Below are 25535 nucleotides of genomic sequence, written 5' to 3'. Positions count from 1 at the left end.
TGCAGAAACTGACGACCTGTATCCAACGATGGAGGCGACCATGCATCCGGTAAGTTGCACATGTCCAAACTGCATGTCTGGAAGGACAGGCGAGTTCGAGCTCGAATACGAATCGTTCGAGAGCGGTGAAATGTCCGAACAGGAGGAGCTGGAGCTCGCCATGGAGCTGCTCTCCGTCAACAACGAATATGAGATGGAGCAGTTCCTCGGCAACCTCGCAAAGAGCATCGGCCGCGGCCTCAAGTCGGTCGGCAGGATCGCGTTGCCAGCGCTGAGGTCACTGGCCAAGGTTGCCCTTCCGATTGCCGGAAGAGCTCTCGGCTCGTTCATTCCGATCCCCGGAGTCGGCACCATGATCGGGGGAGCGCTTGGCCGCGCGGCCGCCGACGCGCTCGAACTGGAATACACGGGTATGGATCCCGCACAAGCCAACATCGAGAAGGCGCGCCGAATTGTCCGCGTCCTCAGTAGCGCAATCCTGAATCTAACCCAGACGCTCGGAGCCGCGTCGCCGGAAGTGGCCGCGCGGGCGGCCCTGGCGTCGGCGGTTCGTCGCAACATTCCAAGTGCAACACTTCCCACGCTAAGCGAACAGACATTGCTTCCTGCCTCAACAGGAGGCGGCCGCTGGTGGCGCCGCGGCAACACGATTGTGCTCGATGGCGTCTGAGCGGAGCCGCCGGAGCCCGCGAGCGGTCAGAAGGATCCGAGGGTGAAAGACGGGGCGCGCCATGATCATCGACTGCCATTGTCACGCCGGAAAAGGCGATGGGCTCACCCAACCGGCCGACACGGCCGCCCCGCTCGACGAATATCTCAAGCGCGCGCGCGCCGCGGGTATCGATCGGACCGTCATATTTGCCGCGTTCTCGGAGGGCTATCTTCGTGCCAACCGAGAGGTCGCCCGAATCGTTGCTCGCAATCCCCAACGGCTTCTCGGCTTCGCCTTTCTTCATCCGCTCGCCGACAAGGGGCGCGTCGATGCCATGGTCCGCGAGGCCGTCACCGATCTCGGGCTCGTAGGCATCAAGGTCCACCGACACGACGGCCGGATCACGCGCGAAATTTGCGAAGCCGCGCGCCGCTATCGCGTGCCAATCCTCTATGATGTGATGGGCGAGGTGTCCGTGGCGGAAATGCTGGCCGAGGAATATCCCGATGTTGCCTTTATCATCCCGCACCTCGGAAGCTTCGCGGACGACTGGCACGCACAGACCGCGTTCGTCGATCATCTGGTACGCCACCCGAATATCTTCACGGACACCGCAGGCGTGCGCCGCTTTGATATCCTTGAGCAAGCCGTGAGGCGGGCAGGTGCCCGCAAGGTTCTGTTCGGCACCGATGGGCCCTGGCTGCACCCGGCAGTGGAGATTGCGAAAATCTATGCCCTCAATCTGAACCCCGGCGACCAGGCCGCGATTCTCGGAGGCAACTTGATTCGAGTGCTCCGCGATCAACGCACAGAAGCACGTCTGGCTCATCCCCCGCCGGAGCGCTGAACGACGTTGTCGTAGCGGGTGGCTAAATCCGAGGTAAGGCCGCCATGGCTCGCGCGTCGCATCTGCAATGCGCGGTCCGTTACGCCCAGGCGTTTCGCCGCGCGCTGGAGATTGCCATTCTCCTGTGCGAGCGACATGCGTATCGCAACATTGGTGACGGCCCGGCCGATTTCTTTGAGGGCGATGCCCTGGTCCAGCGCACGCTGGAGAGCCAGCAGAAGTCCGGGCTCCGCCCACGGTTCGATAAGTGTGGCGCCATCGGGTCGGTCGTCGGCCGGCAGCGCACCAATTGTGATTGGTCCTGGTCCCACGTGACGCGCGTGAAGGCGCATCACGATCCGCTTGAGGTCCCGTACGTTGCCCGGGTAGTCGCGGCAAAGGAGAAAATCGGCAAGCGACGGGTCGACCTCGACTTTGGAGCCGCCATTCGCTGCGTCCTCGAGAAAGTGTCGGACCAGCAACGGAATATCCTCGCGCCGCTCGCGCAGCGGCGGTGGCCGCAAAATCCAGTCCGCCAGGCGATAATAAAGATCCGCGCGAAATGTAGCATTCCTCACGCATTGCTCGAGATCTCGGTTGGTCGCGCATATCAGACGGAACTCGGTATTGTGCCACACGTTGCCGCCGACGCGCTTGTAGGTGTGCTCCTGAATGACACGCAACAGCTGAGCCTGCAGGGGCATCGGCAATTCACCGATCTCATCGAGCAGTAATGTGCCGCCGTCTGCGAGCGCGAAGGCGCCGTCGCGCGCGGCAACCGCCCCGGTAAAGGCACCGCGTTCGTGACCAAACAACTCGCTGCCCGACAATTCCGGCGACAAGGTCGTGCAATCGACGATGACAAGGTCGGGCTTATGGTCGCGCCTGTCGAGGAGGTGAAGGGCCCTCGCGATCTGCTCTTTCCCGGTTCCGGTTTCACCAACGACCAACAAAGTGCCGCCGGAAAAGCTGGCGATTTCCACTAGCCTTCGCACCAGTTCGCGCCAGGCCGGAGAGTCCCCAACCAGTAGATTGCGGATAGAGTCGTCATTGGCGAGCCGCTCGATTTCCAGGTGACGATGAACACGAGCCACGATCTGTTCAGCGAAGATACGGTCATCGGTCCAGTCAAGGACGTCGGCTACACCTGCGTGGAGCAGCTGCCATCGCGACTCCCGAGGTAACGATTTTGGAATGGACAGCACCACGACATGGAATGAGCGCGACAGCTTCTCGAGATCGGCGATCACGGTCGCATCAACGGCTGAAACAGCCGCAAGGCAACAGTCGCCGTCATGAAAAAAGGATTCGTCCGATCGAACGGTCAATCCAAAATGCGCGAGCCTTTTGGTGACCGCTGTGGCCACCGCGGCTTCCCCAGAAAAACTCTTGAACCAAATCGACAGCGTCACAACCACGCCCCCGACGTTCGCGGAGTTAGCTCGTAGTCAGCTGACGCGCTTCTTCCTACCGCAGCTGAGTTCGCAATCGTCCGAACTGCAGCATGATTTTGTGAGGAGCGCTGCCGTTCCTGCAATTATCTTGAATTCTCGCAGTCGGCGAAATCGTTCGACTATACTCCAATTCCGAGAATGGCTCCATCACAAATGAAGAAGTGAGCCTCGACACTTCGCCGGCCAGTCTCCTTTTCCCTGGGGCAACAGCAGCAACACGTGTGAATGCGGCTGCGTGTGAACCTCGTCTCGAGCAACACGCAAACGCGCCGCCTCACTCGGGTAGATTAGTGGATATGCAACCGATACGGGTATTGCGGATGGTATGATTCAACGGTTCGATCGGGCAGCGCAAATGTCCGATGAAGTGAACTAACCCCGCCGCGTTCATCTTGCGACAAGGAGGAACTATGTCGGTCCCGCCAAATGCATCGAATGATGCCGTGCCAGCCCCGAACGGGATTGTCCGTACTTGTAGGTGCCAGAACTAGAGCGAGATTCTTCGCGAACTCGTCACGACAGTGATCAGTCTGCTAATCGTGGGCCTCGCTCTACTTCTCCTCTGGGATGTTTATTGTGGGGCCAAGACAACGGCGGATACCTTTGATCGTCAGAAAGAAATCCTTTCTCTGGCTCTCGGACTCCTGGGGACCGTGACCGGCTACTATTTCGGAACCGAGCGCCACGCGGACACTGCTCGCGCCGCCGCCAGGCAAGCTCACGAACGCGAGCTGAAGATCAGGCAGTTGATCTATCAGGGCCTGGCGCGCGTCCAACAGGCGCATAATGCGGCCCGAGACGGAGCACCCGACGCAGTCAGTGATGAGATTAATCCGCTCCGCTTATGTTTGTAGGCCCGGGTTCCGCAATCCGAGACGTTAAGATTTTCGCTGCGATGGACCTGTTCGTCATGTCGCGACGATATCGCGGGCAGGTGATTGCCAAAAAGGGATCAACGAACGCATGAAACCTGGTCAGCAGTTCTTACTAACCGGAGGTAGTAACGCGTAGATTAAAACGTGATACTCGTATAAAGCGAGTGGCAATGTGCGAAATGATCGTCGTGAGACATTTAGAGGCGACGGCGTCGCGGAATCGAAAATAAGCGTCGCGATCACGGCCGCGCGCAATGTCCGGTGCCAGTGCCAAAGGTGACATCGATTGAGAGTAAAGGCCCAAAGAGTGGGGCTCGGTTAGTTGACTGATAAGCTTTGGTCGGAAAACTTATCGGTCGGACAAGCGAATACCGTTGCGATACTCGCATCAATGAGTATGTGACGTGTCAACGCGAGGCGACAAAAAATAGTGTTTGGTTTGCCCAGATGGAAAGTCGCCATCGAAGGTTCTTCAATCACAACGGGCGCTAGGGAAGCTATGCGACGTCCCTGCGTCAAGCGCTTCCATGAATTCTTCCAGTGACGGCTGAGGCACGGTTTGCAGCTTATGAAGCTCTTCGGGTTTTAGCTTTGTGTATCGCCGTAGCGTACGCCAATCTTTATGACCGGTTACAAGCGCTACTTTCTCGATCGTCAATCCTGCTTCGAAGAGGCGGCTAGTGCCTTCGTGCCGCAGGTCATGGAAATGGAGATCTTCGATCTTCAGCTTGTCGCAAGCGCGCGTGAATGCCGCGCTCACTGAACGGTGATTGTACGGGAATACTCGACCCAGACCCCTGGTGATGATCCGCTGCTGGAGCAGGAGCTCCCAGGCGTCATAGCCTGTGAGGTTCAGGAGTGGCACTTGTTGGTCGTTGCCATCCTTTTCCCTCGGATCTTTGCGGTCTCGTATCAATATGATCCGCTTCTTCATGTCGACGTCCGGCCAGTCGGGCCGGCAAATCTCCTCCTGCCTCATGGTCGTTGCGACCGCGTATCGGACGATGCGGCCCATTGGGATGGCTTGCCGATTATTGGATTCGAAGTATTCAATGAGCTCGTCAAGCTCATCCTGAGTTGGTCGCCGGTCTCGCTCATCGGACTTTCCAACGAGACCTAAATACTTCAACGCCACGCGTGCCAGGCGAACCTCTTCGGCAGAAACCTCGATGCCGTGAACGGCAGCTGCGTGAGTTGCCACGGTTCCGATGAAGGACATGTCGATCGCAAGCGTAGCTGGTCCTGCACCTTCCTTCGCTCGCTTGCGGCCATATTCGATCAACCGTTCGCGGTTGAGCCGAGGAAGCTTCGTTGATCCAAGGTCCTCCTTCAGTGCCTCCATGACGGCTGCCTTGGATCTACGGGGAGGGCGGCCAACCTCGAGCATGCCTTCGACATGGAGATCGATAATATCGCCAAAGGTTTTCGCTCTTACCGCGGCGCGGGGCTTCGGCGACCCGCTACGATCAATATTGCACTCCATATCGAGCGCCCATTCCTCACCGTCCTTGCGCCGACGAAAGGTCTCTGCCACGTAGCGGTTCTTGCGGCGTACTTGGACGCGCCAGTTTCCGGACGGCAACTGAGTGAAGCTGGCCACGGTCGTGTGCACTCCCCAAATCGTGTGCGCTACGTGTGCACTAAGAGGTCAAAGCGGGTACAAACGTGTGCAATTTCGACTAGTTTGGAGTGCACACGTTCATGTTTCATCCTGTTGAAGCATAAGGTAAATAATTGAAATCGCAACACTATCGCTTTTCTGTGGCGCCGATGATGGACTGGACCGATAGCCGCTGTCGGGTGTTCCATCGCCATCTGACGCGGCGGGCGCTGCTCTATACGGAGATGTTGACGACCGGCGCCATCATTCATGGCGACCGGGAGCGGCTGCTCGGGTTCGACGCGGTCGAGCATCCGGTGGCGCTTCAGCTTGGCGGGTCGGATCCGCGCGAGCTCGCCCAGGCCGCGCGGATCGGCGAAGAGTTCGGCTATGACGAGATCAACCTCAATGTCGGCTGCCCGTCGGATCGTGTGAAGGATGGCCGCTTTGGAGCCTGCCTCATGGCGGAGCCGGAACTTGTGGCGCGATGTGTCGACGCGATGAAGGGCGCGGTTTCCATTCCCGTCACCGTCAAATGCCGCATCGGCATCGACGATCAGGATCCGGAGGTCGCGCTCGATACGCTTGCGCGCGGAGTGGTCGCCTCAGGCTGCGATGCGCTGATCGTGCATGCCCGCAAGGCCTGGCTCAACGGTCTGTCGCCGAAGGAGAACCGCGACATCCCGCCGCTCGACTATGACCGCGTCTATCGCCTCAAGCGCGCGATGCCTGATGTGCCCATCATCATCAACGGCGGAATCCCCGGTATCGACGAGGCGAAAGCGCATCTCGAGCACGTCGACGGCGTGATGCTCGGCCGCGCCGCCTATCAGGAGCCATGGCGGCTGCTCTCCGTCGATCGAGACATCTTCGGCGGAGCGGCGCCGCATGCGACGATGCAGGACGCGCTCGAAGCGATGATGCCCTATATCGAGCAGCAGCTCGCGCGGAGCACGCGGCTGCATGCGATCACGCGGCATTTCGTCGGGGCGTTCCACGCCGTGCCCGGCGCGCGCGCCTTCCGCCGGCATCTTGCCGAGCAGGGGGTGAAGCCGGGCGCCGGTGTGGACGTGCTGCGCGATGCGATCGCGCGTGTCGGTGCGCGCGCTCCGGCGGAGGCCGCGGCCTAGCCCAAACGGGTGAAGAGCCGGATCGTGAAAATCCGGCTCCTCGTCGATCCGTCTCAGCGGAGCAAATCGAAATGATAGTTCACGCCGACGCGGAAGGTGTGGAATTTGGCGGCGTTCCAGTCCGGCAGATCGTCGTGCTTGAACTCGGTGTAGAGATATTCGGCCTTGGCCGACCATTTCGGCAGGAACGCCCATTCGACGCCGCCGCCCGCGGTCCAGCCCATCTTCATCTTGTTGATCGGCCCGTCCTTCAACTCGCCGGTGGCAAGACCCGCGGTCCCGAAGAACAGCAGCCGTGAATCCATCGTCGCGATGCCGGCGCGGGCGCGGCCGGTCATGTACCAGGGGATGCTCACCGCGGCGCTGTTGAGCGCGTCGTGGTTCTTGATGTCGCCGCCCTCGAAGTCATTCTCGATGCCGACCACGAACATCGGCGAGAGCTGGTAGTTGTAGCCAATCTGCACGCCGCCAACGGCGCCCTTGACCTTGCCGCCGCTGATGCCGACGAGATTATTGAACGCGTCGTCGCCGCTCTCTGCGTAGCCGGCGTTGAAGCCCGCATAGAGACCCGTCCACGAATACACCGGCTGCGGCGCCGTGTAGGCGGAGGAGGGCGCGGCGTAGCGGGGCGACAGGTCGGCAGCGCAGGCGCTGCTCGCGGCGAACACCGCGGCAAAGGGCAGGGCGCGCATCGTGCGGCGTAAGGCGGCTCTGGCAGTCATGACTCTCAATCTCCCACTTGGCCGCACCTCACGGAGCAGCCTTGTCCAACCCCGATCCGGGAATGGGATTGTTATAAACCGACTAGGCGGTTTGTAAATAGAGGAAATGCCACATCGATGGATTGTTCGCGGGGGCTCGGGTTAGGCGGTTGGCCGGCAGCCGCGCCGATGTTGCGCAGCGCGCTGGCGCAAAGGTGGCCTTACGAGGCGCCAGATCGGCCGCTGTCCGTCATGATGACGAGGCGACATGCCTCTGGCGTGGCGCATACTCGACATCGCAATGATGGGTGGATCGAGAGGGTCGCGACAATAAAGCTTTAGACAAGATGCGCTCTACAATCTAAGATTGTTTATTGCTCTGTTATTTACTCGTCCGACGATCCCTCGGCTCTCGCAGCATTTCATGCGGTGACGTTCGCGGTTGTTTTCGCGTCGGAGACGTTGGGCTCGGACCCTTCATGTGGGTCGATTTGATGAGGGACCAGCGATGCCAATTTTCATGGCATAGTGATCCTGGTGAGCGTCTCGATATTCTTCGTTCCGCGCAATGCGTCGGCGCAGGATGTGCCGGGATGGAGCGGCTCCATCAGTTTGACCGGCGCCAGAGCGGCCAAGGGCGATTTGACAAACGCCGATCGCGTTGTGCGGCTCAGGCAGTCCCGGCTGATTGGGCCTTGATCGTGCGCATGAGGCGCGCAGCGAAGCGGATTATCGGAGCGCGCGGCGATCGGGCAATTCCGGGTAGCCTGTGAGCATCAGCTTGTCGGCGCGCACACCCCAGCTCTCCAGGCGGTCGAGGAAGCTCATGCCAAGCAGATTGGTCTTCATCTGCCCGCGCGGCACGACGAGGGCCGGCACCGACTTTTCGACGAGGTGGCCGACTGAGAGACGGTCGAGCGTAAGGCGGGCTGCCTTGGTGTGGCCACCTGCGGTTTCGAGATCGACGTCGTATTCGAGCATCTCGAGCGGCAGTCCGATCGCTTTTGCGGTTTCCCAGGTCAGCACCACGGAGGTCGCGCCGGTATCGATCACCATCGGTGCGGCGACGCCGTTGATCTTCGCACGCAGTGCGAATTCGCCGCCCTGGCCGCGCTGGATCTGCACGGCCGGGGCCGGGGAGGCGATCTGCGCGCGAAACATGTGCGAGACCTTGTTGCTCGCGCGCACGATCCGGTCGGGATCGCCATAGGCGACGACGGCACCGGCCGTGCCGGCGAGCATGACGAGAACGAGCAGGAAGCGGATCATTGCGCGCCTCCGAGGCGACGCAGGGCGGTCAGGCGCGTTTCGGCGATCCCGCGATCGGCTGCAAACCCGCATCCGCCATGCGTGCGGGCAACAGCGCCATCACCGCGAGCCGTTCCGTGCTCTCCATGGCGTGCCAGCGCGCGATCTCCGGCAAGGTCCGGCCGCAGCCGAAGCACAGCCTCGTCTTGGGATCGATCATGCAGACGGCGACGCACGGCGTTTCTTTGCTCATGTGGCCATAGTGGGGGATCGTCGGGCATGTCTGCAAGCATCTCGTTAAGAGCCCGTACCAGCGCTCATGATCGGCTTGTGGCGCGGCCGGCGCTTCTCGTCGGGCACCGAGGAACTGTCCGGCTGGAGCGGCGGAGAATCGTCCGACATCGGCGCCAGCGCACTCATCACGCGCTCCGGCGGGAAGGTGACGATCACCTCGGTGCCGATGCGCAGCTTCGATTTCAGGGTGAATGTGCCGCCATGCAGGTCGATCAGGTTCTTGGCGATGGGCAGGCCGAGCCCTGCGCCCTGTTCGGCCGACTTGATCGAGTTGGAGCCCTGGCCGAACGAGGCGAGCACGATCGGGATCTCGTCCTCGGGGATGCCGGAGCCGGAATCCCTCACCGAGAGATATTGCCCGCCCGAGGCGGTCCAGCCGGCTTTGAGCCAGATCTCGCCGCCTTGCGGGGTGAACTTGATCGAGTTGGAGAGCAGGTTGAGCACGACCTGGCGGATCGCCCGCTCGTCGGCCCAGAGCCGCGGCATGGCCTGCTCGAACACCTCATGGATGGTGATGCCGCGGCTCGAGGCGCGCAGCTTCATCAAATGATGGCAGTCGGCGACGATGCCGACCAGCGACACCGCTTCCTCGTTGAGCTCGTAACGGCCAGCCTCGATCCGCGACAGATCGAGGATCTCGTTGATGAGGTTGAGCAGGTGCACGCCGGAATTATGGATGTCGGCGGAATATTCCTTGTAGACCGGCACCGCGTGCGCGCCAAAAATTTCGCTCTTCATCACCTCGGAGAAGCCGAGGATCGCGTTCAGCGGCGTGCGCAGCTCGTGACTCATCTGCGCGAGGAAGCGCGATTTTGCGACGTTGGCGGATTCGGCGCGGTGGCGCGCTTCGTCCGAGATCGCCTTGGCCTGTTCGAGCTCGCCGATCAGCGCGTCCTTCTCGGCGCGTGCCTCGAGCGTGGCGAAGGTCGAGGAGTGCAGGCGGTGCGCCAGCAGCACGAAATAGCCTTCGGCTGCGAGCGCGAGCGCCGCTAGGATGTAATTGTCGAGCGCGCCGGTGATTGCAAAGCTCAGCGCCATTGCGACCGCGACCGGCGCCGTGGCTGCGAGGGCGGCGATCGGCAGATTGGCGGCCAGCATACTCGACACCGCGATCACCAGCAGCATCAGGAACATCATCAGCGTTTCCGTGACCATGTCGAGCACGGGATGGATCAGGATCGCCATCCAGCACAGGCCATAGAGCAGGTCGAGCACGACGAAGTGCGTCCGCCATGTGCGCGTCGCCGCGGGCGAGGAGCCCTCTGCCAGGAAACGGTGGCAGCTGCGGATCATCGCGGCGTGGATGCAGAGCATGCCGGCGGTCCAGGCCGCGGCCGGGATCGGCTGCATCCACAGCCCGAACAGCACGCCGGTAGCGACCACCAGCAGCATCACGACATAGGAGGCCGACAGCCGCGTCTGGGCATATTGGCGCAGCATCTCGGCGTCGAAAGCCGGCCGGGTTCCGCTGGTCGACGTTAACTTGTCGCGCGCCTCGCGTACCCGCTGCGACGCAGCCCGTCGGCTGCTCGCCGATGGCGCGCTCACCGGCTCGGCCGGAAGCTGTACGACCTCTGGCTTTTCAGCGGGTTTACTCATCGAACAACAACATTCCTGCCTGCGCAAAGGCGGGCCTTCTGCATTGTCTATCTCTGGCAAGAAATCCTTAAGAGGTGACTTAAGGAGCTAAAGAATTACGTTAACCCGGCGTTAATTTTGAACGCGCGCAGTGCCGGTCAGTGCAGTGCCGCATGCTGGGCGACGTAGACCACCGCGCCCGCCAGATAGCCCGCGAGCGCGGGGATGGCGATGCGGCGAGCGTACCAGAGGAACTCGATCCGCTCGAGCCCCATGGCGGCGACGCCTGCGGCCGAGCCGATGATCAGGATCGAGCCCCCGGTGCCGGCGCAATAGGCGATGAACTCCCAGAGGAAGCTGTCGGTCGGGTAGTGGCCGAGGTCGTACATGCCCATGGTCGCCGCCACCAGCGGCACGTTGTCGATGACGGCGCTGAGCAGGCCGAGCACGACGACGATGACGTCCTGGCGGCCAATCGTCGCCTCCAGCCAGCGCGCCAGCATCGACAGGAGGCCCGCATGTTCGAGGCAGGCGACCGCCAGCAGAATGCCGAGGAAGAACACGATCGAGCTCATGTCGATCCGCGTCAGCGCATGCGCGAGCGTCAGCGGACGGCGAACATGCTCGTCCTTGTCGCGGTGAACGACCTCGCCGACCAGCCAGACGATGCCGAGCCCGAGCAGCACGCCCATGAAGGGCGGCAGATGCGTGACCGCCTTGAAGGCGGGCACGGCGATCAATACGCCGAGCCCGAGATAGAACATCAGGTTGCGCTCGAACGACCCGACGAGCTGAACTCCGTCGTCCTTGGGCGGCGGTGCGATGGTCTTGCCCTTCACCAGAAGGCTGATGAAGGCGAGCGGCACGAGCAGATTGACCAGCGAGGGGAGGAACACCGAACCCATGATCTTCAGCGGCGTGATCTGCCCGCCGATCCACAGCATGGTCGTGGTGACGTCGCCGATCACGGTCCAGGCGCCGCCGGCATTGGCGGCGATGACGATGAGGGAGGCGAACAGCAGGCGGTCGTCGCGCCTGGCGATCAGCCGCTGGATCAGCGAGACCATCACGATGGTGGTGGTCAGATTGTCCAGGATCGCGCTGAGGAAGAAGGTCACGAAGCCGATCAGCCACATCAGGCGGACCTGGCTCGTCGTGCTGATGCGGGAGGTGATGACCTCGAAACCGTCGTGGGCGTCGATCACCTCGACGATGGTCATCGCGCCGATCAGGAAGAACACGATCTGCGCGGTGGAAACGACGGATTCGTCGATCTGCCGGCCGACCATGGCGTGGTCGCCGATCGTGGCCGCGTAGATCGCCCAGAGCAGCCCGGCGCCGATCAGCGCCGTGGCACTCTTGCTGATCCGGAGCGGGTGTTCGAGCGCGATCGCCGCATAGGCCAGAACGAAGATGACGGCGATCGCGATCAGCAAGGCGGGATCAGTTCGTCAGGTGTCAGCGGTTCAGGCGCGCGAGCAGGCTCGACGTATCCCAGCGCTTGCCGCCCATCTTCTCGACCTCGGCGTAGAACTGGTCGACCAGCGCGGTCACCGGCAGATTGGCGCCGTTGCGGCGGGCTTCGGCCAGCGAGATCGAGAGGTCCTTGCGCATCCATTCGACCGCGAAGCCGAAATCGTACTTGTCCTCGTTCATGGTCTTGTAGCGGTTCTCCATCTGCCAGGACTGCGCGGCTCCTTTCGAGATGGTCTCGATCACGGCTGCGACGTCGAGGCCACTCTTCTTGGCGAAGTGGATACCCTCGGAGAGGCCCTGGACCAGACCCGCGATGCAGATCTGGTTGACCATCTTGGTCAACTGGCCGGAGCCGGCGGGCCCGAGCAGCTTGCACATCCGCGCATAGGCGCCTGTGATGACCGGCTCGGCGCCGGAATAGGCGTCCTGCGCGCCGCCGCACATCACCGTCAGCACGCCGTTCTCGGCGCCGGCCTGGCCGCCGGAAACGGGAGCGTCGATGAATTTGAAGCCGGCCTTGGTGGCCGCCGCATCGAGCTCGCGGGCGACTTCGGCGGAGGCGGTGGTGTGGTCGACGAAGGTCGCGCCCTTCTTCATGCCGGCGAACGCGCCGTCGGGGCCGATCGCGACCGCGCGCAGATCGTTGTCGTTGCCGACGCAGCACATCACGAAATCCTGGCCTTCGGCTGCCGCCTTCGGGGTCGCAGCCGTCTTGCCGCCGAACTTGTCCGCCCATTCCTTCGCCTTGGCCGCGGTGCGGTTGTAGACGGTGACCTCATGGCCCCCTTTTTTCACGAGGTGTCCGGCCATGGGGAAGCCCATCACGCCGAGACCGAGGAAAGCGACTTTAGCCATGTGTGGTACCTTGTCCGTAGTTTGGGTTTTACGGTTTTTGCCGGGCGAGGGGGCGCCTGGTTCCGCTATGAGGGCGGATTAGGAGCGCACCATAAACCCTTGAGGCCAGAGGGCAACGGCTTCGTTTGGCAGCCGCCTGTGCTAGGATGGCGGGACTTAAGGTCCTACATAAAAAAGGGAGCGAAAAGCATGGGCGGCGTGAGCGTTGGTGTCCTCGATCATTTCAACATCCGGACCCGGAATCTGGCCGAGACGGTCCGCTTCTACGAGGACGTGCTGGGCCTGGAAAAAGGCGCCCGGCCCGATTTCGCCTTCCCGGGGGCCTGGATGTACAGCGAGGGCAAGGCGGTGGTGCACCTCGTCGATATTTCCCCGACCTCGGAGCCACAAAAGCCGGATTCCGGCGTTGTCCATCATGTCGCCTTCGTCAGCCGCGGGTTCGACGGCATGAAGCAGCGGTTGACGTCCAAGGGCATGAAATTCGACTCCCGCCAGGTGCCCGGCGGCGACCTCTGGCAGATCTTCGTCCACGACCCCAACGGGGTCATGATCGAGCTCAATTACGAGGCCGCTGCGGAGCAGGGGGCTGCCCCCGCGGAGATGGCAGACGATATCGGCAAGCAGTAGCCTTTTGGCCGTTTCCGCTCTAATGGGGCATCCTCAAGCCTTGAGCGTGATCTGATCGGAAAGCCGCTCCACACTTTTCCGGATCATGCTCTGTTCAGGAGATGCGCTTTGAGCGTGACGCAGCAACAGGTTCTCGACAGCCTCGCCAGGATCAAGTCGCCCCGCGGGGTCGCGCTCACCAATGCCAATGTGCTGAGCGCGATCAGCGCGGCCGACGGCAAGGTGTTCTTCTCGATCAACGTCGATGCCGCCGAGGCGCGGGCCTGGGAATCCGTCCGGGCCGAAGCCGAAGCCGCCGTGCGCGCCATTCCCGGCGCCACCACCGTGATGGTGGCGCTGACCGCCGAGCGCAAGCCGGGCGCCGCACCGCCTCCGCCGCCAACGCCGAGCCGGGGCACGCCGGGCGTGCAGCCGGTCCACGCCCACAAGCCACCGCCGCAGGGCGGCGCCCAATCGCCGATGGCTCGCCAGTCCGAGATTCCGGGTGTCGCTGCCGTGATCGCGGTTGCCTCGGGCAAGGGCGGCGTCGGCAAGTCGACCACCGCGCTCAACCTGGCGCTGGGCCTGCGCGACCTCGGCCTCAGGGTCGGGCTGCTCGATGCCGACATCTACGGCCCCTCGGTGCCGCGGCTGACGGGCCTGCACGAGAAGCCGGCGCTGGACGGCGAGCGCAAGATGATTCCGCTCAAGCGTTTCGGCCTCGCCATCATGTCGATCGGCTTCCTGGTGGAGGAAGAGACCGCGATGATCTGGCGAGGTCCGATGGTGATGTCGGCGGTGACGCAGATGCTGCGCGACGTCGCATGGGGGAGCCTCGACGTGCTCGTGGTCGACATGCCGCCGGGCACCGGCGATGCCCAGCTCACGCTGGCGCAGAATGTACCGCTCAAGGGCGCCGTGATCGTCTCGACCCCGCAGGACCTGTCCCTGATCGATGCAAGGCGGGGGCTTGCGATGTTCAGGAAGGTCAACGTGCCCGTTCTCGGCATCGTCGAGAACATGAGCTACTTCCAGTGCCCGCATTGCGGCACGAAATCGGATATTTTCGGCCATGGCGGCGCGCGCCACGAGGCCGAGAAGCTCGGGGTACCGTTCCTGGGCGAGATCCCCCTGCACATGGCGATTCGCGCCACCTCGGATGCCGGAAATCCCGTGGTCGACAGCGAGCCGGACGGCCCTCATGCGGCGATCTATCGCGCCATTGCGGGGCAGGTCCGGGACCAGCTCAAAGGCGTTATCGCCGCGGCCTGAGCCGGTCTTTTGGGGACATGCGACTTTCGTAGAGCCCCGTCATGCCATTGTCGCGTTCCGAAAGCGGGGCTTCCGTGTTAAAGGCCACGGCAGTCAAGCCCCTTCGGTTCGACGCGACAAAAACGCGTCGCCGGAACGAGCGGCGACAACGAAGAAGTTTAGGGGAAACGCCCCAACAAGGAGAGACCTGAAGATGAAGCGTCGTGATTTCCTGAAAGTGTCGGCAGCAGGCGCGGCGGCGACCGCCGCGGTGGCCTCGCCGGCGATCGCTCAGTCCATGCCCGAGATCAAGTGGCGCCTGACGTCGAGCTTCCCGAAGTCGCTCGACACCATCTATGGCGGTGGCGAGCAGCTGGCGAAGTACGTCGCCGAGATGACCGACAACAAATTCCAGATCCAGGTGTTCGCCGCCGGCGAAATCGTCCCCGGCCTCCAGGCGCTCGATGCGACCTCGAACGGCACGGTCGAGATGTGCCACACCGTCTCCTACTACTATGTCGGCAAGGACCCGACCTGGGCGATCTACGCCTCGGTGCCGTTCGGCCTCAACGCGCGCCAGCAGAACTCCTGGTGGTACCAGGGCGGCGGCGAGCAACTCGGCAACGAGTTCTTCAAGAAGTCGAACGTGATCGGTCAGCCCTGCGGCAACACCGGCACCCAAATGGGCGGCTGGTTCCGCAAGGAGATCAAGACCGTTGCGGACCTCTCCGGCCTCAAGATGCGCATCGGCGGCATCGCCGGCCAGGTGCTTCAGAAGGTCGGCGTCGTGCCGCAGCAGCTCGCCGGCGGCGACATCTATCCGGCACTCGAGAAGGGCACCATCGACGCCGCCGAGTGGGTCGGCCCCTACGATGACGAGAAGCTCGGCTTCGCCAAGGTCGCCAAGTACTACTACTATCCCGGCTTCTGGGAAGGCGGTCCGACCGTCCACGCCTTCACCAACCTGGACAAGTGGAATTCGCTGCCGAAGAACTACCAGGCGATCCTCACCAACGCGATGGCCAACGCCAACAGCTGGATGGCCGCGCGCTACGACATGCAGAACCCGGCGGCGCTGAAGCGTCTGGTCGCCGGCGGCACCCAGCTTCGTCCCTTCACCAACGAAGTGCTCGAGGCCTGCCTCAAGTCGACCAACGAGCTGTGGGGCGAGATCTCGGCCAAGAACCCCGACTTCAAGAAGTCGATCGACGCCATGCAGGCCTACCGCTCCGACGAATATCTGTGGTGGCAGGTCGCCGAATACACCTACGACAGCTTCATGATCCGCTCGCGCACCCGCGGCTGATCTTTCGAAACGTCGCAAGACGACAGAGCCCGGCCTCGTTCGCGAAGCCGGGCTTTTTCTTTTGCCGCCAGCGGCCGCCCAAACAAAAATATGAAAAACAACCCCATGCACAGTAGAAGCGCGATGAGGGCAGGTTGCCCTCTGGATGCTGCCAACAGCTTGACGCGTCGGGGCAAATCAGCAGGAAGGAGCAATCGTCGGCGCAGCCGGGGTCAACGCGGCGATTTTGCCTGATCGCTGCATCTGGAATGACATCGTCATTTGCCGCGGCGTCCGTTCCCGCATCGTCATTGCGCAGAGCCCATGCGACGAAGCAATCCAGGCCGTGACCGCGGAGGGGTGCTGGATTACTTCCGCCTTCGCCGAGGCTTCGGCGGACAAGTCGCTACGCTCGCAATGACGGGTGGATGGAGTTGGGGCTCGACCCAGCAACGAACCCGTTTGACACGTCGGGCAAAACAGTGGCAAAAAGCTAACATCGTATAATCCGAAATTGGCGCTTCGGTGCCGATCCCGTGAGGTGACGATGAGCTTCGATCCCGATGAAGTTCAAAGCGCGCTGCGCAAGGCATGGTCGCTGTCGACTTCCAGCCAATGGACGCCGAACAATCCGGCTGCAGGGCAGTGCAACGTCACGGCGCTGCTCGTTCACGAACTCTTCGGCGGCGAGCTGCTGAAGACGCCTCTGCCGGCGGGCGATCATTTCTACAATCGGATCGAAGGACGGCGGTACGACTTCACAGCGAACCAGTTCGATCAGCCGATTGCCTACGTCGACTTGCTCGCAGATCGAGCCGACGCAGAGCTGGGAGCAACGAGCAACCAACTGGCCGAACTCAGAGCCGCTTTTCTGCGGCGCCGTACTAGGCCCTGAACTCATAAGTCGGCCGAGCTGACGGCTCGCGAGAGTCCGCTATGCCCCGGTAGCGATCAAATTCCGCATCGGAGCGAAATGACGCGATGGACCAGAAACGGAAGTCGCCCTCTCTCTCGATGTGCGGGGACCTTTTGCCCGGGTCATTCGGGTAACCCGGCTCGCCGCAATCACGCGCTGCAACTGCGATGCTGCGGCGTTCGACTTCTGTGACCCCCCAAGCCGGCAGTCGGGTTCAGGTCAATGGCCGCTCACTTGGTCACCCGATGCCTGGTCGGCGTCACCGTACTTTCAGGCGGCGCCTCCGAGATCGCGAACGTCAGCCAGGTATTCCACCCCGACGGCCTGTTTGCCGCATCGAATTCGCCGTAGCCCTTCAGGTTCAAATATCCCTGCATCTTTCCAATCGGAAAAATGTAGCCCGCTTGGGGCCCGATCCCGAGAACACGGGATTTGAAAGGTCCCAGAATTGGGTGTTGACCGGAATCTGCAGTCACCTGCTGATAGGCATAGCCGACGAGGTCCACAAAAAACTGCTTTGAGAGGAACTGCGACGCACCCCAGTCGAGATGGAAATCGATTCCGCTTTGATATTGCGTGTCCGGGTTCTTGAAGTTGTAGGTGAAGCCGGCCACTGCGGAAAATTCGTGCCCCGTCACTGAATTGAGATAGGTGTAACCTCCACCACCATCGATTGCGCCGTGACCAATCCCGAGGTTGGAGAGCCGGTTCGGATCATAGGCTCCGACCGGAATATCTCCGGTCAGGTAAGTCATCCAGTTGTTGACGCCATTATTCCACTTGAGCGTCAGCATCGGATAGAGATCACCCACCGATGTGAGCGAGTCTGATATGGTGCCCGTGCGCTGCACCGCGGTCGGGCCGACCGCGGTCGTCAGCGTGCCCGCGATGCTCGTCTCGACCCTGCCGAATATTCCTGTCACCCCGGCCGAGAATTGGCCGCCCAACACTGGCGTGGCAAAGGTGTAGGTCGGCGACAAGAATACGAGATCGGCTGGCGAATTGAGGTTCGCGTTCAGGCTGACATTGACGGTCGGCGCAAAGCGGCCGATCTGAATTTCCCTGGCGGCGGCGACGCCGCCGGATGCGGCTACCGACGTGTGGTAGTAGACTGTCCCCAGCGACCTGCCAGGCGTCGTCGGGACGGCTGCAAGGCTGCCAAACTGGCCGGGAATCCAGAACGAAACGCCGCTTTCATCGGCCCTGGCACATTGAGCGAATAGCGTTAGGAAGACGGCAAGCGCGCAGACACCCAGCTGCTGCCAAGAACCAGGACTCGGCCACGATCTACTACGCTGCATCTGCCGTCCTCCCTTTCGTGTCCCACCGGCCATGATGCCAAAGGACACCCGGGTGTGCGGGCGCACGGGTAGGAAAGCGCGCACGCACCGGCTCGTCTACGCGAAAATCGGCAAATCTTTCCTCGGTTGCTTTTTGCTACGAGACTGTGTCTCGTGCACCACAGCTACGGATCCTAATGCGTCCGCCCGTCGAGCTGCATGAATTGCGTCAATGCCAAGTTGCCCGACAAAGCGCTTGCTATTTTGCCTAACATGCATAGCGCGGCATCCAACGTCTCCTTAGCCTGCTTGAAATCCTGTATACTGTAGCCGAACCCGAGTCCCGAACGACACCTGGCCGCCGAGCACTTTCGTCTCGCGCGCATACGCCGGCTGGGTGAGCAGCGGCCCCGTCCGCGATTTGAGCCCGAGCGCGATGATGTCGCCGCGAGAGGAATAAGGTCGATGGGTCATGAACTCTCGTTGTTCGTGGGCACGTTTGCGACATTGCTCGCGATCATAAATCCCTTCGAGGTCCTGCCGGTCTATCTGAAGATGCTGGAAGGCCGGGACGCAGCCACCCATCGCCAGGTGGCTTGGAAAGCCTGCCTCTATGCGCTGCTGCTGTCTCTCTTTTTTCTGATCTTCGGAACGCTGATCCTGCGCTTGTTCGGCGTACCGCTGAGCATGGTCCGTATCGTCGGCGGAATTATCCTGATGAAGATCGGGTTTGAGCTATTTTCACCGTCGCCTTCCGGTGGCGTGATTCCGTCTGGCGGCGTGGATCAGGGCTCCAAGCGTGCCGATGTCACTGCCCATGTCCGCCACCTTCATCGTCGATTTAGTTCCAGGTGTCGCCGCCCGGCTGTAGCGTAGCCGCCGCACCAACCCTCTCAAGCATGTCTCCAACCCATCGAGGCCGCGCTGGCCCTTGGTCCGGTGAAGGGTGCGAAAGACGAATTGTGTATGCGTACGCACGGCATGGCGCCCGAGAAGCGCCCGCCGAGGTCGCATCAATGACCCGAATGCGGATCATCCGAGGTGCTTACATCTTCGCCGCCGTTTGCGGTTAGCGGCTGAGGTTCTTCGAACACCCTGCCGCCGAGGAGCACCCTCCACACCGTCAGCGTGTTCGCAATGTTGTCCAGGGGGTTGCCCTCGAGCAGCACGATATCCGCCAGCTTGCCCGGCTCCAGGCTGCCCAGGAGCTTGTCCGCACCCACCATCGCGGCGCTGTGCTGGGTCGCGATGCGCAGCACTTCGAGCGGCGGGATTCCCGCCTGCGCGAAATTCTGGAGCTCGGCATGGACCGCCTGGCCGTACTCATCCCGGAGATTCAGTGAGTCCGTACCGGGAAGGAGCTGCACGCCATTTCTATAGGCGCGCTTTACCGTATCGATCATGGCGGTCCGGACCGGCGCGGCTTCGGGGATAAACGCGAACATGACCGGCAAGGTCGGCGTCCAACGCGTCCCCGCCGCGGCGAAAAGCTTCAGGATATCGTCGTAGTACATGTTGACGGAAAGCATGTGTTCCACGCCCTCGTGGCCGAGGAGGACTCCCCGGATCGCTTCCTCCCGGGCGAACGCGTGGGCTCGGACGGGCAGCCCCTCCTGGACCGCTGCGCGAGCTATCGCGTGATGCAACGACCACGGCAAGGTGAAATAGGACTTCAAGCCGACGGCGCCTTCTCCTTTCTCCACGCGCACGACCTCTCGCGCCTGCTCGTCGGAGGCGATGAAGGCGGAGCCGCCAAAGATGAAGGGCATCGCCTCGATCATGCTGCCGTACGAAAAGATTCGCGGCACGGGCGCCCCGAAGGCCGTGCGGCGATCCGCCCAGGCGTTGAGCGTGCTCAGGTCGCTGCCCATGTCTCCCACCGAGGTGACCCCGTACGCGATCCAGAGCTCCATATGGCTGACGTCGCGAGCCGATTGGGGATGGATGGGGGTTGCGGTGTGCGTGTGCACGTCGAACAGGCCGGGAATGGCGAACCGTCCGCCGCCGTCCACCACGTTCAGGTTTGCCGGTAGCGTGTGGCCCGCCTCGCTTCCGATCCACTGGATCCGGCCGTCCTCGACCAGAAGCGACGTGCCCTCAGTGAAGCCACCAACCTTGAAATCCAGGACACGCACGTTGCGGAGCAGTACCGGTGGTGGAGGTTCTGTCGAGAATTTGAGCTGGATAGGGATTTGTTTCTGTCCGCCATCCTTAAGAGGATGGAGCCACACGTCGGCCCCGCTCGAGTAGACGAGCGAGGCACCGTCAGGCGTGAAGGCGAAATTGTGTCCGCCCCTCGGGGAAAGCCGGAACGTCTCGTCCTGCCTAACGCGATGCGCCCCGAGCGGCGCCATCCAGATCTCGTCGTTGCGGCGGAAGGCGAGCCGCTTGCCGTCCGGTGAAACCTGCGCGTCCGCCGCGAACTCCGTGAACTCGGTGATCGGTTGGCCGGCGCCGGGTGTCTCGATCGGGTAGCGATGCACTTGTCCATCGGCAGTGAAATAGACCGACTTCCCGTCGCCCGAGAAGTGTGGGGAAGGCGTCCAACGGGGATTTCCGTCCGCCAGCTTGCGGCGTTTGCCGCTGGCGAGATCCGCGAGGTAAACGCACGGCACCTTCGGCCCGTGCGCCCGGTGCTCGTAGTATGCGTAAACGAGCCGGGTGCCGTCCGGGCTCCAGGCGGGCTGGTAGCGCCCGGTGCGAGGTTGAGAGATCAGCACCTGGTTTCGGCCGGTCGCGAGGTCCACGACTCGAAGCTGCTGGTCGGCCCCTTCGCTCAATTGATAGGCGAGCTTCTTGCCGTCAGGCGAGAGGGCCGCCGGACCCCACTCGAAGCCGCCGGTGTCGAGCAGCCGCCGGGTCTCGCCTCCGGCAAACGTCTGCCGCCACAGGAAGCCGCCGGCAGTGAAGATCACGCTTGCGCCGTCCGGAGCGAGGCGAGGAGTGAGGATGCTCGTGGGCGAGGCGGGATTTCGATTTGTGTAAGCGGGCGGCGGCGATCCCGGCAAGAAGTCGAAGGTGATCTCCGCCGAGAAGGCGATCTCGTCGCGCTTGCCGGTGGCTGCGTCTACACGCCACAGCTTGCCTCGGTCGCCGAGGTAGATGGAGCCGTTGGCGACGCCAAACGCCGGTCGCGGCATCGGATTCGAAAGTTGCGCTGGATAAACGCGCGCGCCCTCGCCGCGGTCCTCGACTCCCTGCGCCGAACGTTCCGGCCCGCTCAACAGGCCGGTCACCGTCTGGTCAGCGCGGCCCCGACCCAGCGGCAGATAAGCCAGTCGTTCACGCTGCGGAAAAAGGTTCTTCAGTGGAGACGCGACCTCGTAGAGTCGGAGATAGAGGCCGCCGGGATCGGCGCCGATCCGGTCCACCACGCCTTCAACCATGAGCGCGGTCGTCGGCGGGCCCGCCTGGGTCGCCACTGCGAGCCGGCTCACGGCGGGTTCCTTTTCGCTATCGAGCTCGACCTCCGACCAGACCGGGCGACCGTCGGTGAGAAACGCGACGGCCCGCGCAAAGCCGGGTTCCGACAACACCGCGACCTTGCCGTCCGCGACGCCGACCCGTCGAACCTGACTCCTCAGCCCTTTAGGGACGACAAACCAGTAATCGCCCGTGGGTCCGAGCAGCTCATAGCTGAGAAAGGCAATGCTCTTGCCGTCGGGCGACCATGCCGGCCGGTCGGCCCAGAATTCGTTGGTTAGCCGGCGGATTCGGCCGCTCGCGATATCGAGGACGAAGACGTTGCCCTGGCTTAGGGTCTCCCGGTCGGAAATGAACGCCACGCTCGTTCCGTCGGGCGAGATCGCCGGCGCTGAATCGTAGTACGGGCCGAAAGTCAGCTGCTTCGCCGCACCACCCGTGGTCGGCAGCTGAAACAGGTGACCCAGCGCGGTGAAGACCAGCCAGCGCCCGTCAGGCGAAACCGCCACGTCGGGATCCGTAACCTCTTTGGTTGAGATTGTGATCGACCGCGTTGGGGGATCTTTGACATCTTGTGCTACGGCAGAGGCGCTGAAAGCGGCTGGTCCCGCGAGGGTAACAGCAGCAGCCGATGCGCCAATCGAAGCCAAAAAACGCCTTCTCGACGGCCGCGAAAGGTTCGAGCACAAGCACCATTGGCACATTTGTGATCCTCCCTTGCTGTACGTTCGATCGCCCTCATTTCCTCCCATAGCCCTTGAAATCTTCGCCCACCTTGAGGTTCGGGTATTGCTTCACGCTCTCCTCGTACTTGGCGATTTCGCGGTACAAGGGCAGAAATATCCAACCGTTCGTCTGGACGGTGGCGAAGAGGTTATACATCTCCTGCGGATCGCTGCTCAGATCGTACGTCATCGGCGCCTGCGGCTCGACGATGGGCTCATCGATTCCCTTGGAATAGCGGAGGATCGTCTTGAAGTTTTTCCACTTGAGGGACATGAGCTTGGCGTCGGGTCCAAAGAACATGTAGTAATCGCGACCGGTGGTTTGGCTTTTACCCAGCATGAACGCTGAGGCATCGATGCCGTCGATCGGCCGATCCTTCGGCACCAGGTTCGATGCGCCCACGATCGCCGCAAGCGTCGGTAGCCAGTCCGTCGCGGCCAGCATCTCGTCGGTGACGACTCCGGCCGGCACCTTGCCTGGCCAGCGAATCATCCCAGCGGTCCGATGGCTTCCCTCCCATGGCGGAATGAAGAAGCTTCCCCGCCAAGACCCGCTCGAGCCTCCAGCCCCGCCCGCCAATACCGGACCGTAAGGTCCGTTGTCGCTGCTGAGAATCACAATGGTGTTGTCGTCGATGCCCGCTTCCTTGATCGCATCGAGGACTTGCCCGACGCGGAAATCCATTTCGCCGATGACTTGGGAGTAGAGCCCGCCAGGCTTGTCTTTGAAGTTCGGATTCGCCATGACGGGCTGATGCATTTCCGAGTAGCCTAGGTAAACGAAGAACGGCTTCTTCGCGGCCGCATTCCGCTTGATGAAGTCGATCGTCTTGGGGACAAGGTATTTCTCATCCACGACGGGACGGACGTTCTCATCCAGGGCCATCGCTATCCTGGACGGCTCGCCCTTGCGACCCTCCAGGATGTGGGGAGGAATGTCGAGCGGCTCCGGCCCCTTATGCTCGGCGAGCATCTGCTTCACCAGGGCGTTGTATGTCGGATATTCCGTGTACGCGGCTTCGTCCCAAGTGTTCGGGATACCCCACCATTCGTCGAAGCCTTTGTCGTTCGGCAGACGCCCTTGAATATCGCCGAGGTGCCATTTGCCATACAACGCCGTAGCGTATCCTGCGTCGGATAGAAGGTTGGCTATGGTGTATTCCCAGGGTGCCAGGCCGTAGGGAACTCCAAGCGTTACGGCGTAGGTCCCTGAGCGGACCGGCATGCGTCCGGTCATGATTGCGGAGCGCGTGGGTGTGCATTGGACCTCGACGTTGTAGTTGTTGAAACGAATGCCCTCGTTCGCGAGCTTGTCGATGCGCGGCGTGGGCGTCGTGCCGCCATAGCAGCTCCAGTCGCCCCAGCCAGTGTTGTCGACCAGGATGAAGACGATGTTCGGCTTCTGCTGAGCCTGGGCGGGCGCGACAGAAGGGAGCGCCATCGCTCCTAAAGCCAGTCCAGCAATAGCCAGTCCAGCAAGACCGAAATCGCGTCGGGTGAACGTTGGTTCCGATGCCATTGGAGACCTCCGTGATCATTTAGACAATGCAACACGAGCGGGCGTGCTCGATAAGCGTACCCATCAGGAGTTTGGCGCATACAGACGCGAGCCGCCTTTGCCGTAGCCGACATTATCGGCGAGAATGAAAACAACGTTTGGCTTTTGGGGTTGTTGTGCGGATGTCGGAGCAGGCCCCGTCACAGCCAAAAACAATGCCAGCAAATTAACGGATAGGTCTCTGCCCATTCCCAGCCTCCATCGTTAGGCTTCGGGTAACGAGAGATGCAGTTACGTGATTTTGTGCACAAATGTCCGGCCGGGCCCCGAAGAGGGGACACCCGGCCGGATTTGCCGTGGCATCAGTTGTTCGCGCCTGCGCGCGCTTTCTGATTTGGAGATGTCACGGGTACGGGTCATTGCAAGCTCCGTCATGGAGATGTCAGAACCCTGTGGACGCGTACCCCAGACACAACGCCGCAACGCTTCTGTTGATCTAGATCAACCTTCCGCTCACGGGCCCGAAACGTCGGCTGCGGGTCATTCGCGACGGGCCTCGGCCAGTAGCAAGTCCGACAATGCCGCCGCAAGCGGAAGTAAGTTCAGAGCATTAGCAGGACCGCGACCGGCCATTGCGGGTTGGTGACGCTGCCCGAGACGTGATTCAAGCTCCAAAACCGGGGCCTCGAATCCGTTCAAGACCACCGATCTACAACTGCGGGCCAGATAGTCTAACCTCTCGCTCGGCGCGGAAGACATTGCCATACAGGCTGCTGATCCATTGTCTTCCGCTCGACGTTACGTTCAGATAACGGATCGCCGTCTGGACTTGCGGTGCGACCTTGGTCCAGTAGAACTGCGGATATTTGTGCACCACGTCCGCGGGTGTGGCGTATCCGAGCGATTTGTTGAGCCCTATCTCTTCGAATTCATAGAAGAGCGCATTTGATTTCTTCATGTAGTTCGGATCGCCGAGCTGGCCGATCAGATCAGCAGCGCGCAGCAACAAACCTTCTTCCTCGTCCAGATCATCCTTGAGTTCGCTCGTTGGTGCGTCTGTATAGGGAAAGCGGGTATATTCGATGGCTTGGGCAACGCGCGCGGCGTCGATCTGGTCGACTGCGTCGAGGCGCTCCACCGCGAACAATTTTGAGCGATCGACGTGATAGGGCGCAAGCGCTGCATCGGAGGAGCCGACCGGCAACTCAACCGTTCGGCCGGTACCATCAACGACATAGGCGCCCTCCTGGTCTCCGTAGATGACGCCCCGAACGTAGCCGATGTCGTGGATCAGACAGGCCAGGATAAAGTGAGCGTAATCGCTGGCCGTGGTTTGCCTCAGAAGTGAGCGGCCGATCAGGATGTCGTGCCCCACCAGCGTGACCAACAGGGTGTGCTCCACGTTGTGATACAATGCATCGCTGTTGCCGATACATTCCAGGGCCAGCTTCGCCGCGTAAGGGAGCAATTCCGGCAAGCTGGCATGCGATGAGCCGAAGCGGCCTTTTGTCTCCGAGATGAGGAACGCACCGAGCGCCTGGGACGTCAGTTCTGGAATTGTTATCATGAGCAAGGTCCTCGTCGACGAACCCCCAGTAAGCCTGCTGCAGGATCAGGAGGGAGAGGAGGCCACTGGAAGAATGCGACGCCGAGCTGGAAATTGCCGGGCGCCAGCGAACTGAAAGGCGACGTCGCCGCCTGAAATGGGCTGAACATGACGTGAGGCCAAAGGCGGGGGTGATGCTTGACCTAGATCAACGTGGCTGCGGCGCATGCTACGTCTGCCCGGCAGCAACGCCCGTTCAGGGCGGTCAAAAGCCGGCGTGCGGCGCGAAGGCCAGTCAGCCGGAGGCTGACATCGG

Annotated in this window: 20 protein-coding genes; 8 read left to right on the top strand and 12 right to left on the bottom strand. The window is 62.0% G+C overall.

Going from position 1 to position 25535, the window contains the following annotated elements; genetic code table 11:
- Positions 1-40: 40 nt before the first annotated feature.
- Together AB7290_RS27110 and AB7290_RS27105 are read left to right on the top strand one after the other, a co-directional pair.
- Positions 41-670: a hypothetical protein gene (locus AB7290_RS27110; RefSeq protein WP_283017426.1), complete on the top strand. Its 630-nt coding sequence runs from the start codon at positions 41-43 to the stop codon at positions 668-670.
- A gap of 61 nt (positions 671-731) precedes the next feature.
- On the top strand, positions 732-1499 hold the full coding sequence (locus tag AB7290_RS27105; protein WP_085404886.1) for an amidohydrolase family protein: 768 nt from the start codon (positions 732-734) through the stop codon (positions 1497-1499).
- Here the strand turns inward: AB7290_RS27105 and AB7290_RS27100 are convergent.
- Positions 1478-2890: a sigma-54-dependent transcriptional regulator gene (locus AB7290_RS27100; RefSeq protein ID WP_161495928.1), complete on the bottom strand. Its 1413-nt coding sequence runs from the start codon at positions 2888-2890 to the stop codon at positions 1478-1480. The two genes, AB7290_RS27105 and AB7290_RS27100, sit on opposite strands and share 22 nt — an antisense overlap.
- Positions 2891-4279: 1389 nt before the next feature.
- Positions 4280-5407 (bottom strand): site-specific integrase, encoded by a 1128-nt coding sequence (locus tag AB7290_RS27095; protein ID WP_085404943.1) that lies wholly within the window; start codon positions 5405-5407, stop codon positions 4280-4282.
- A 134-nt stretch (positions 5408-5541) separates the two neighbouring features.
- Here AB7290_RS27095 and dusA point away from each other — a divergent pair, with 134 nt between their 5' ends.
- Positions 5542-6537, top strand: coding sequence for a tRNA dihydrouridine(20/20a) synthase DusA (gene dusA, locus AB7290_RS27090; protein ID WP_085404883.1), 996 nt, complete (start codon positions 5542-5544; stop codon positions 6535-6537).
- A gap of 53 nt (positions 6538-6590) precedes the next feature.
- On the opposite strand, the gene AB7290_RS27085 is transcribed toward dusA, so the two are convergent.
- From AB7290_RS27085 to AB7290_RS27060, 6 genes are all read right to left on the bottom strand, one after another.
- Positions 6591-7259 carry an outer membrane protein gene (locus AB7290_RS27085; protein ID WP_038943855.1) on the bottom strand — a complete coding sequence of 223 codons (669 nt, stop codon included), beginning with the start codon at positions 7257-7259 and terminating at the stop codon, positions 6591-6593.
- Between the two features lie 708 nt (positions 7260-7967).
- Entirely contained in the window at positions 7968-8507 is a 540-nt protein-coding gene (locus AB7290_RS27080) for a TIGR02281 family clan AA aspartic protease (RefSeq protein ID WP_085404882.1), read from the bottom strand.
- 28 nt (positions 8508-8535) lie between these two features.
- Positions 8536-8739 carry a DUF1289 domain-containing protein gene (locus tag AB7290_RS27075; RefSeq protein ID WP_028146760.1) on the bottom strand — a complete coding sequence of 68 codons (204 nt, stop codon included), beginning with the start codon at positions 8737-8739 and terminating at the stop codon, positions 8536-8538.
- A 44-nt stretch (positions 8740-8783) separates the two neighbouring features.
- On the bottom strand, positions 8784-10379 hold the full coding sequence (locus AB7290_RS27070) for a sensor histidine kinase (protein ID WP_085404881.1): 1596 nt from the start codon (positions 10377-10379) through the stop codon (positions 8784-8786).
- Between the two features lie 137 nt (positions 10380-10516).
- Positions 10517-11794: a sodium:proton antiporter NhaD gene (gene nhaD / locus AB7290_RS27065; protein WP_071915184.1), complete on the bottom strand. Its 1278-nt coding sequence runs from the start codon at positions 11792-11794 to the stop codon at positions 10517-10519.
- 22 nt (positions 11795-11816) lie between these two features.
- Positions 11817-12689, bottom strand: a complete 873-nt coding sequence (locus AB7290_RS27060) for an NAD(P)-dependent oxidoreductase (RefSeq protein WP_071915183.1) — start codon at positions 12687-12689, stop codon at positions 11817-11819.
- Positions 12690-12878: 189 nt separating this feature from the next.
- On the opposite strand from AB7290_RS27060, the gene AB7290_RS27055 reads away from it, so the two are divergent.
- The 4 genes from AB7290_RS27055 to AB7290_RS27040 all read left to right on the top strand — a co-directional run bounded on the left by AB7290_RS27055 (position 12879) and on the right by AB7290_RS27040 (position 16726).
- The gene (locus AB7290_RS27055; RefSeq protein ID WP_063984035.1) at positions 12879-13316 is read left to right on the top strand and encodes a VOC family protein; all 438 of its coding nucleotides are present in this window, start codon (positions 12879-12881) and stop codon (positions 13314-13316) included.
- 108 nt (positions 13317-13424) lie between these two features.
- Positions 13425-14567 carry an Mrp/NBP35 family ATP-binding protein gene (locus AB7290_RS27050; protein ID WP_085404880.1) on the top strand — a complete coding sequence of 381 codons (1143 nt, stop codon included), beginning with the start codon at positions 13425-13427 and terminating at the stop codon, positions 14565-14567.
- A 193-nt stretch (positions 14568-14760) separates the two neighbouring features.
- Complete coding sequence (locus AB7290_RS27045) at positions 14761-15852, top strand: TRAP transporter substrate-binding protein (protein WP_014496209.1); 1092 nt, start codon at positions 14761-14763, stop codon at positions 15850-15852.
- A 526-nt stretch (positions 15853-16378) separates the two neighbouring features.
- A complete protein-coding gene (locus AB7290_RS27040; protein WP_085404879.1) occupies positions 16379-16726 on the top strand; it encodes a YunG family protein in 348 nt (115 codons plus the stop codon).
- A 251-nt stretch (positions 16727-16977) separates the two neighbouring features.
- Here the strand turns inward: AB7290_RS27040 and AB7290_RS27035 are convergent, their stop codons facing one another.
- On the bottom strand, positions 16978-18048 hold the full coding sequence (locus tag AB7290_RS27035) for a SphA family protein (protein ID WP_085404878.1): 1071 nt from the start codon (positions 18046-18048) through the stop codon (positions 16978-16980).
- 444 nt (positions 18049-18492) lie between these two features.
- Here AB7290_RS27035 and AB7290_RS27030 point away from each other — a divergent pair, with 444 nt between their 5' ends.
- Positions 18493-18903: a MarC family protein gene (locus AB7290_RS27030; protein WP_094184481.1), complete on the top strand. Its 411-nt coding sequence runs from the start codon at positions 18493-18495 to the stop codon at positions 18901-18903.
- Between the two features lie 137 nt (positions 18904-19040).
- Here AB7290_RS27030 and AB7290_RS27025 read toward each other — a convergent pair whose 3' ends face one another.
- The 3 genes from AB7290_RS27025 to AB7290_RS27015 all read right to left on the bottom strand — a co-directional run bounded on the left by AB7290_RS27025 (position 19041) and on the right by AB7290_RS27015 (position 25240).
- Complete coding sequence (locus AB7290_RS27025; protein ID WP_161495926.1) at positions 19041-21959, bottom strand: amidohydrolase family protein; 2919 nt, start codon at positions 21957-21959, stop codon at positions 19041-19043.
- A 229-nt stretch (positions 21960-22188) separates the two neighbouring features.
- The gene (locus AB7290_RS27020) at positions 22189-23694 is read right to left on the bottom strand and encodes a sulfatase-like hydrolase/transferase (protein WP_085404875.1); all 1506 of its coding nucleotides are present in this window, start codon (positions 23692-23694) and stop codon (positions 22189-22191) included.
- Positions 23695-24382: 688 nt separating this feature from the next.
- Positions 24383-25240: a metal-dependent phosphohydrolase gene (locus AB7290_RS27015; RefSeq protein WP_085404874.1), complete on the bottom strand. Its 858-nt coding sequence runs from the start codon at positions 25238-25240 to the stop codon at positions 24383-24385.
- Positions 25241-25535 lie beyond the last annotated feature (295 nt).

The organism is Bradyrhizobium sp. 613_E4_N2_2 (genome assembly GCF_052075995.1).
In the GTDB taxonomy this organism is placed as follows: domain Bacteria; phylum Pseudomonadota; class Alphaproteobacteria; order Rhizobiales; family Xanthobacteraceae; genus Bradyrhizobium; species Bradyrhizobium barranii.
This window is presented reverse-complemented; position numbering and strand designations above follow the sequence as displayed.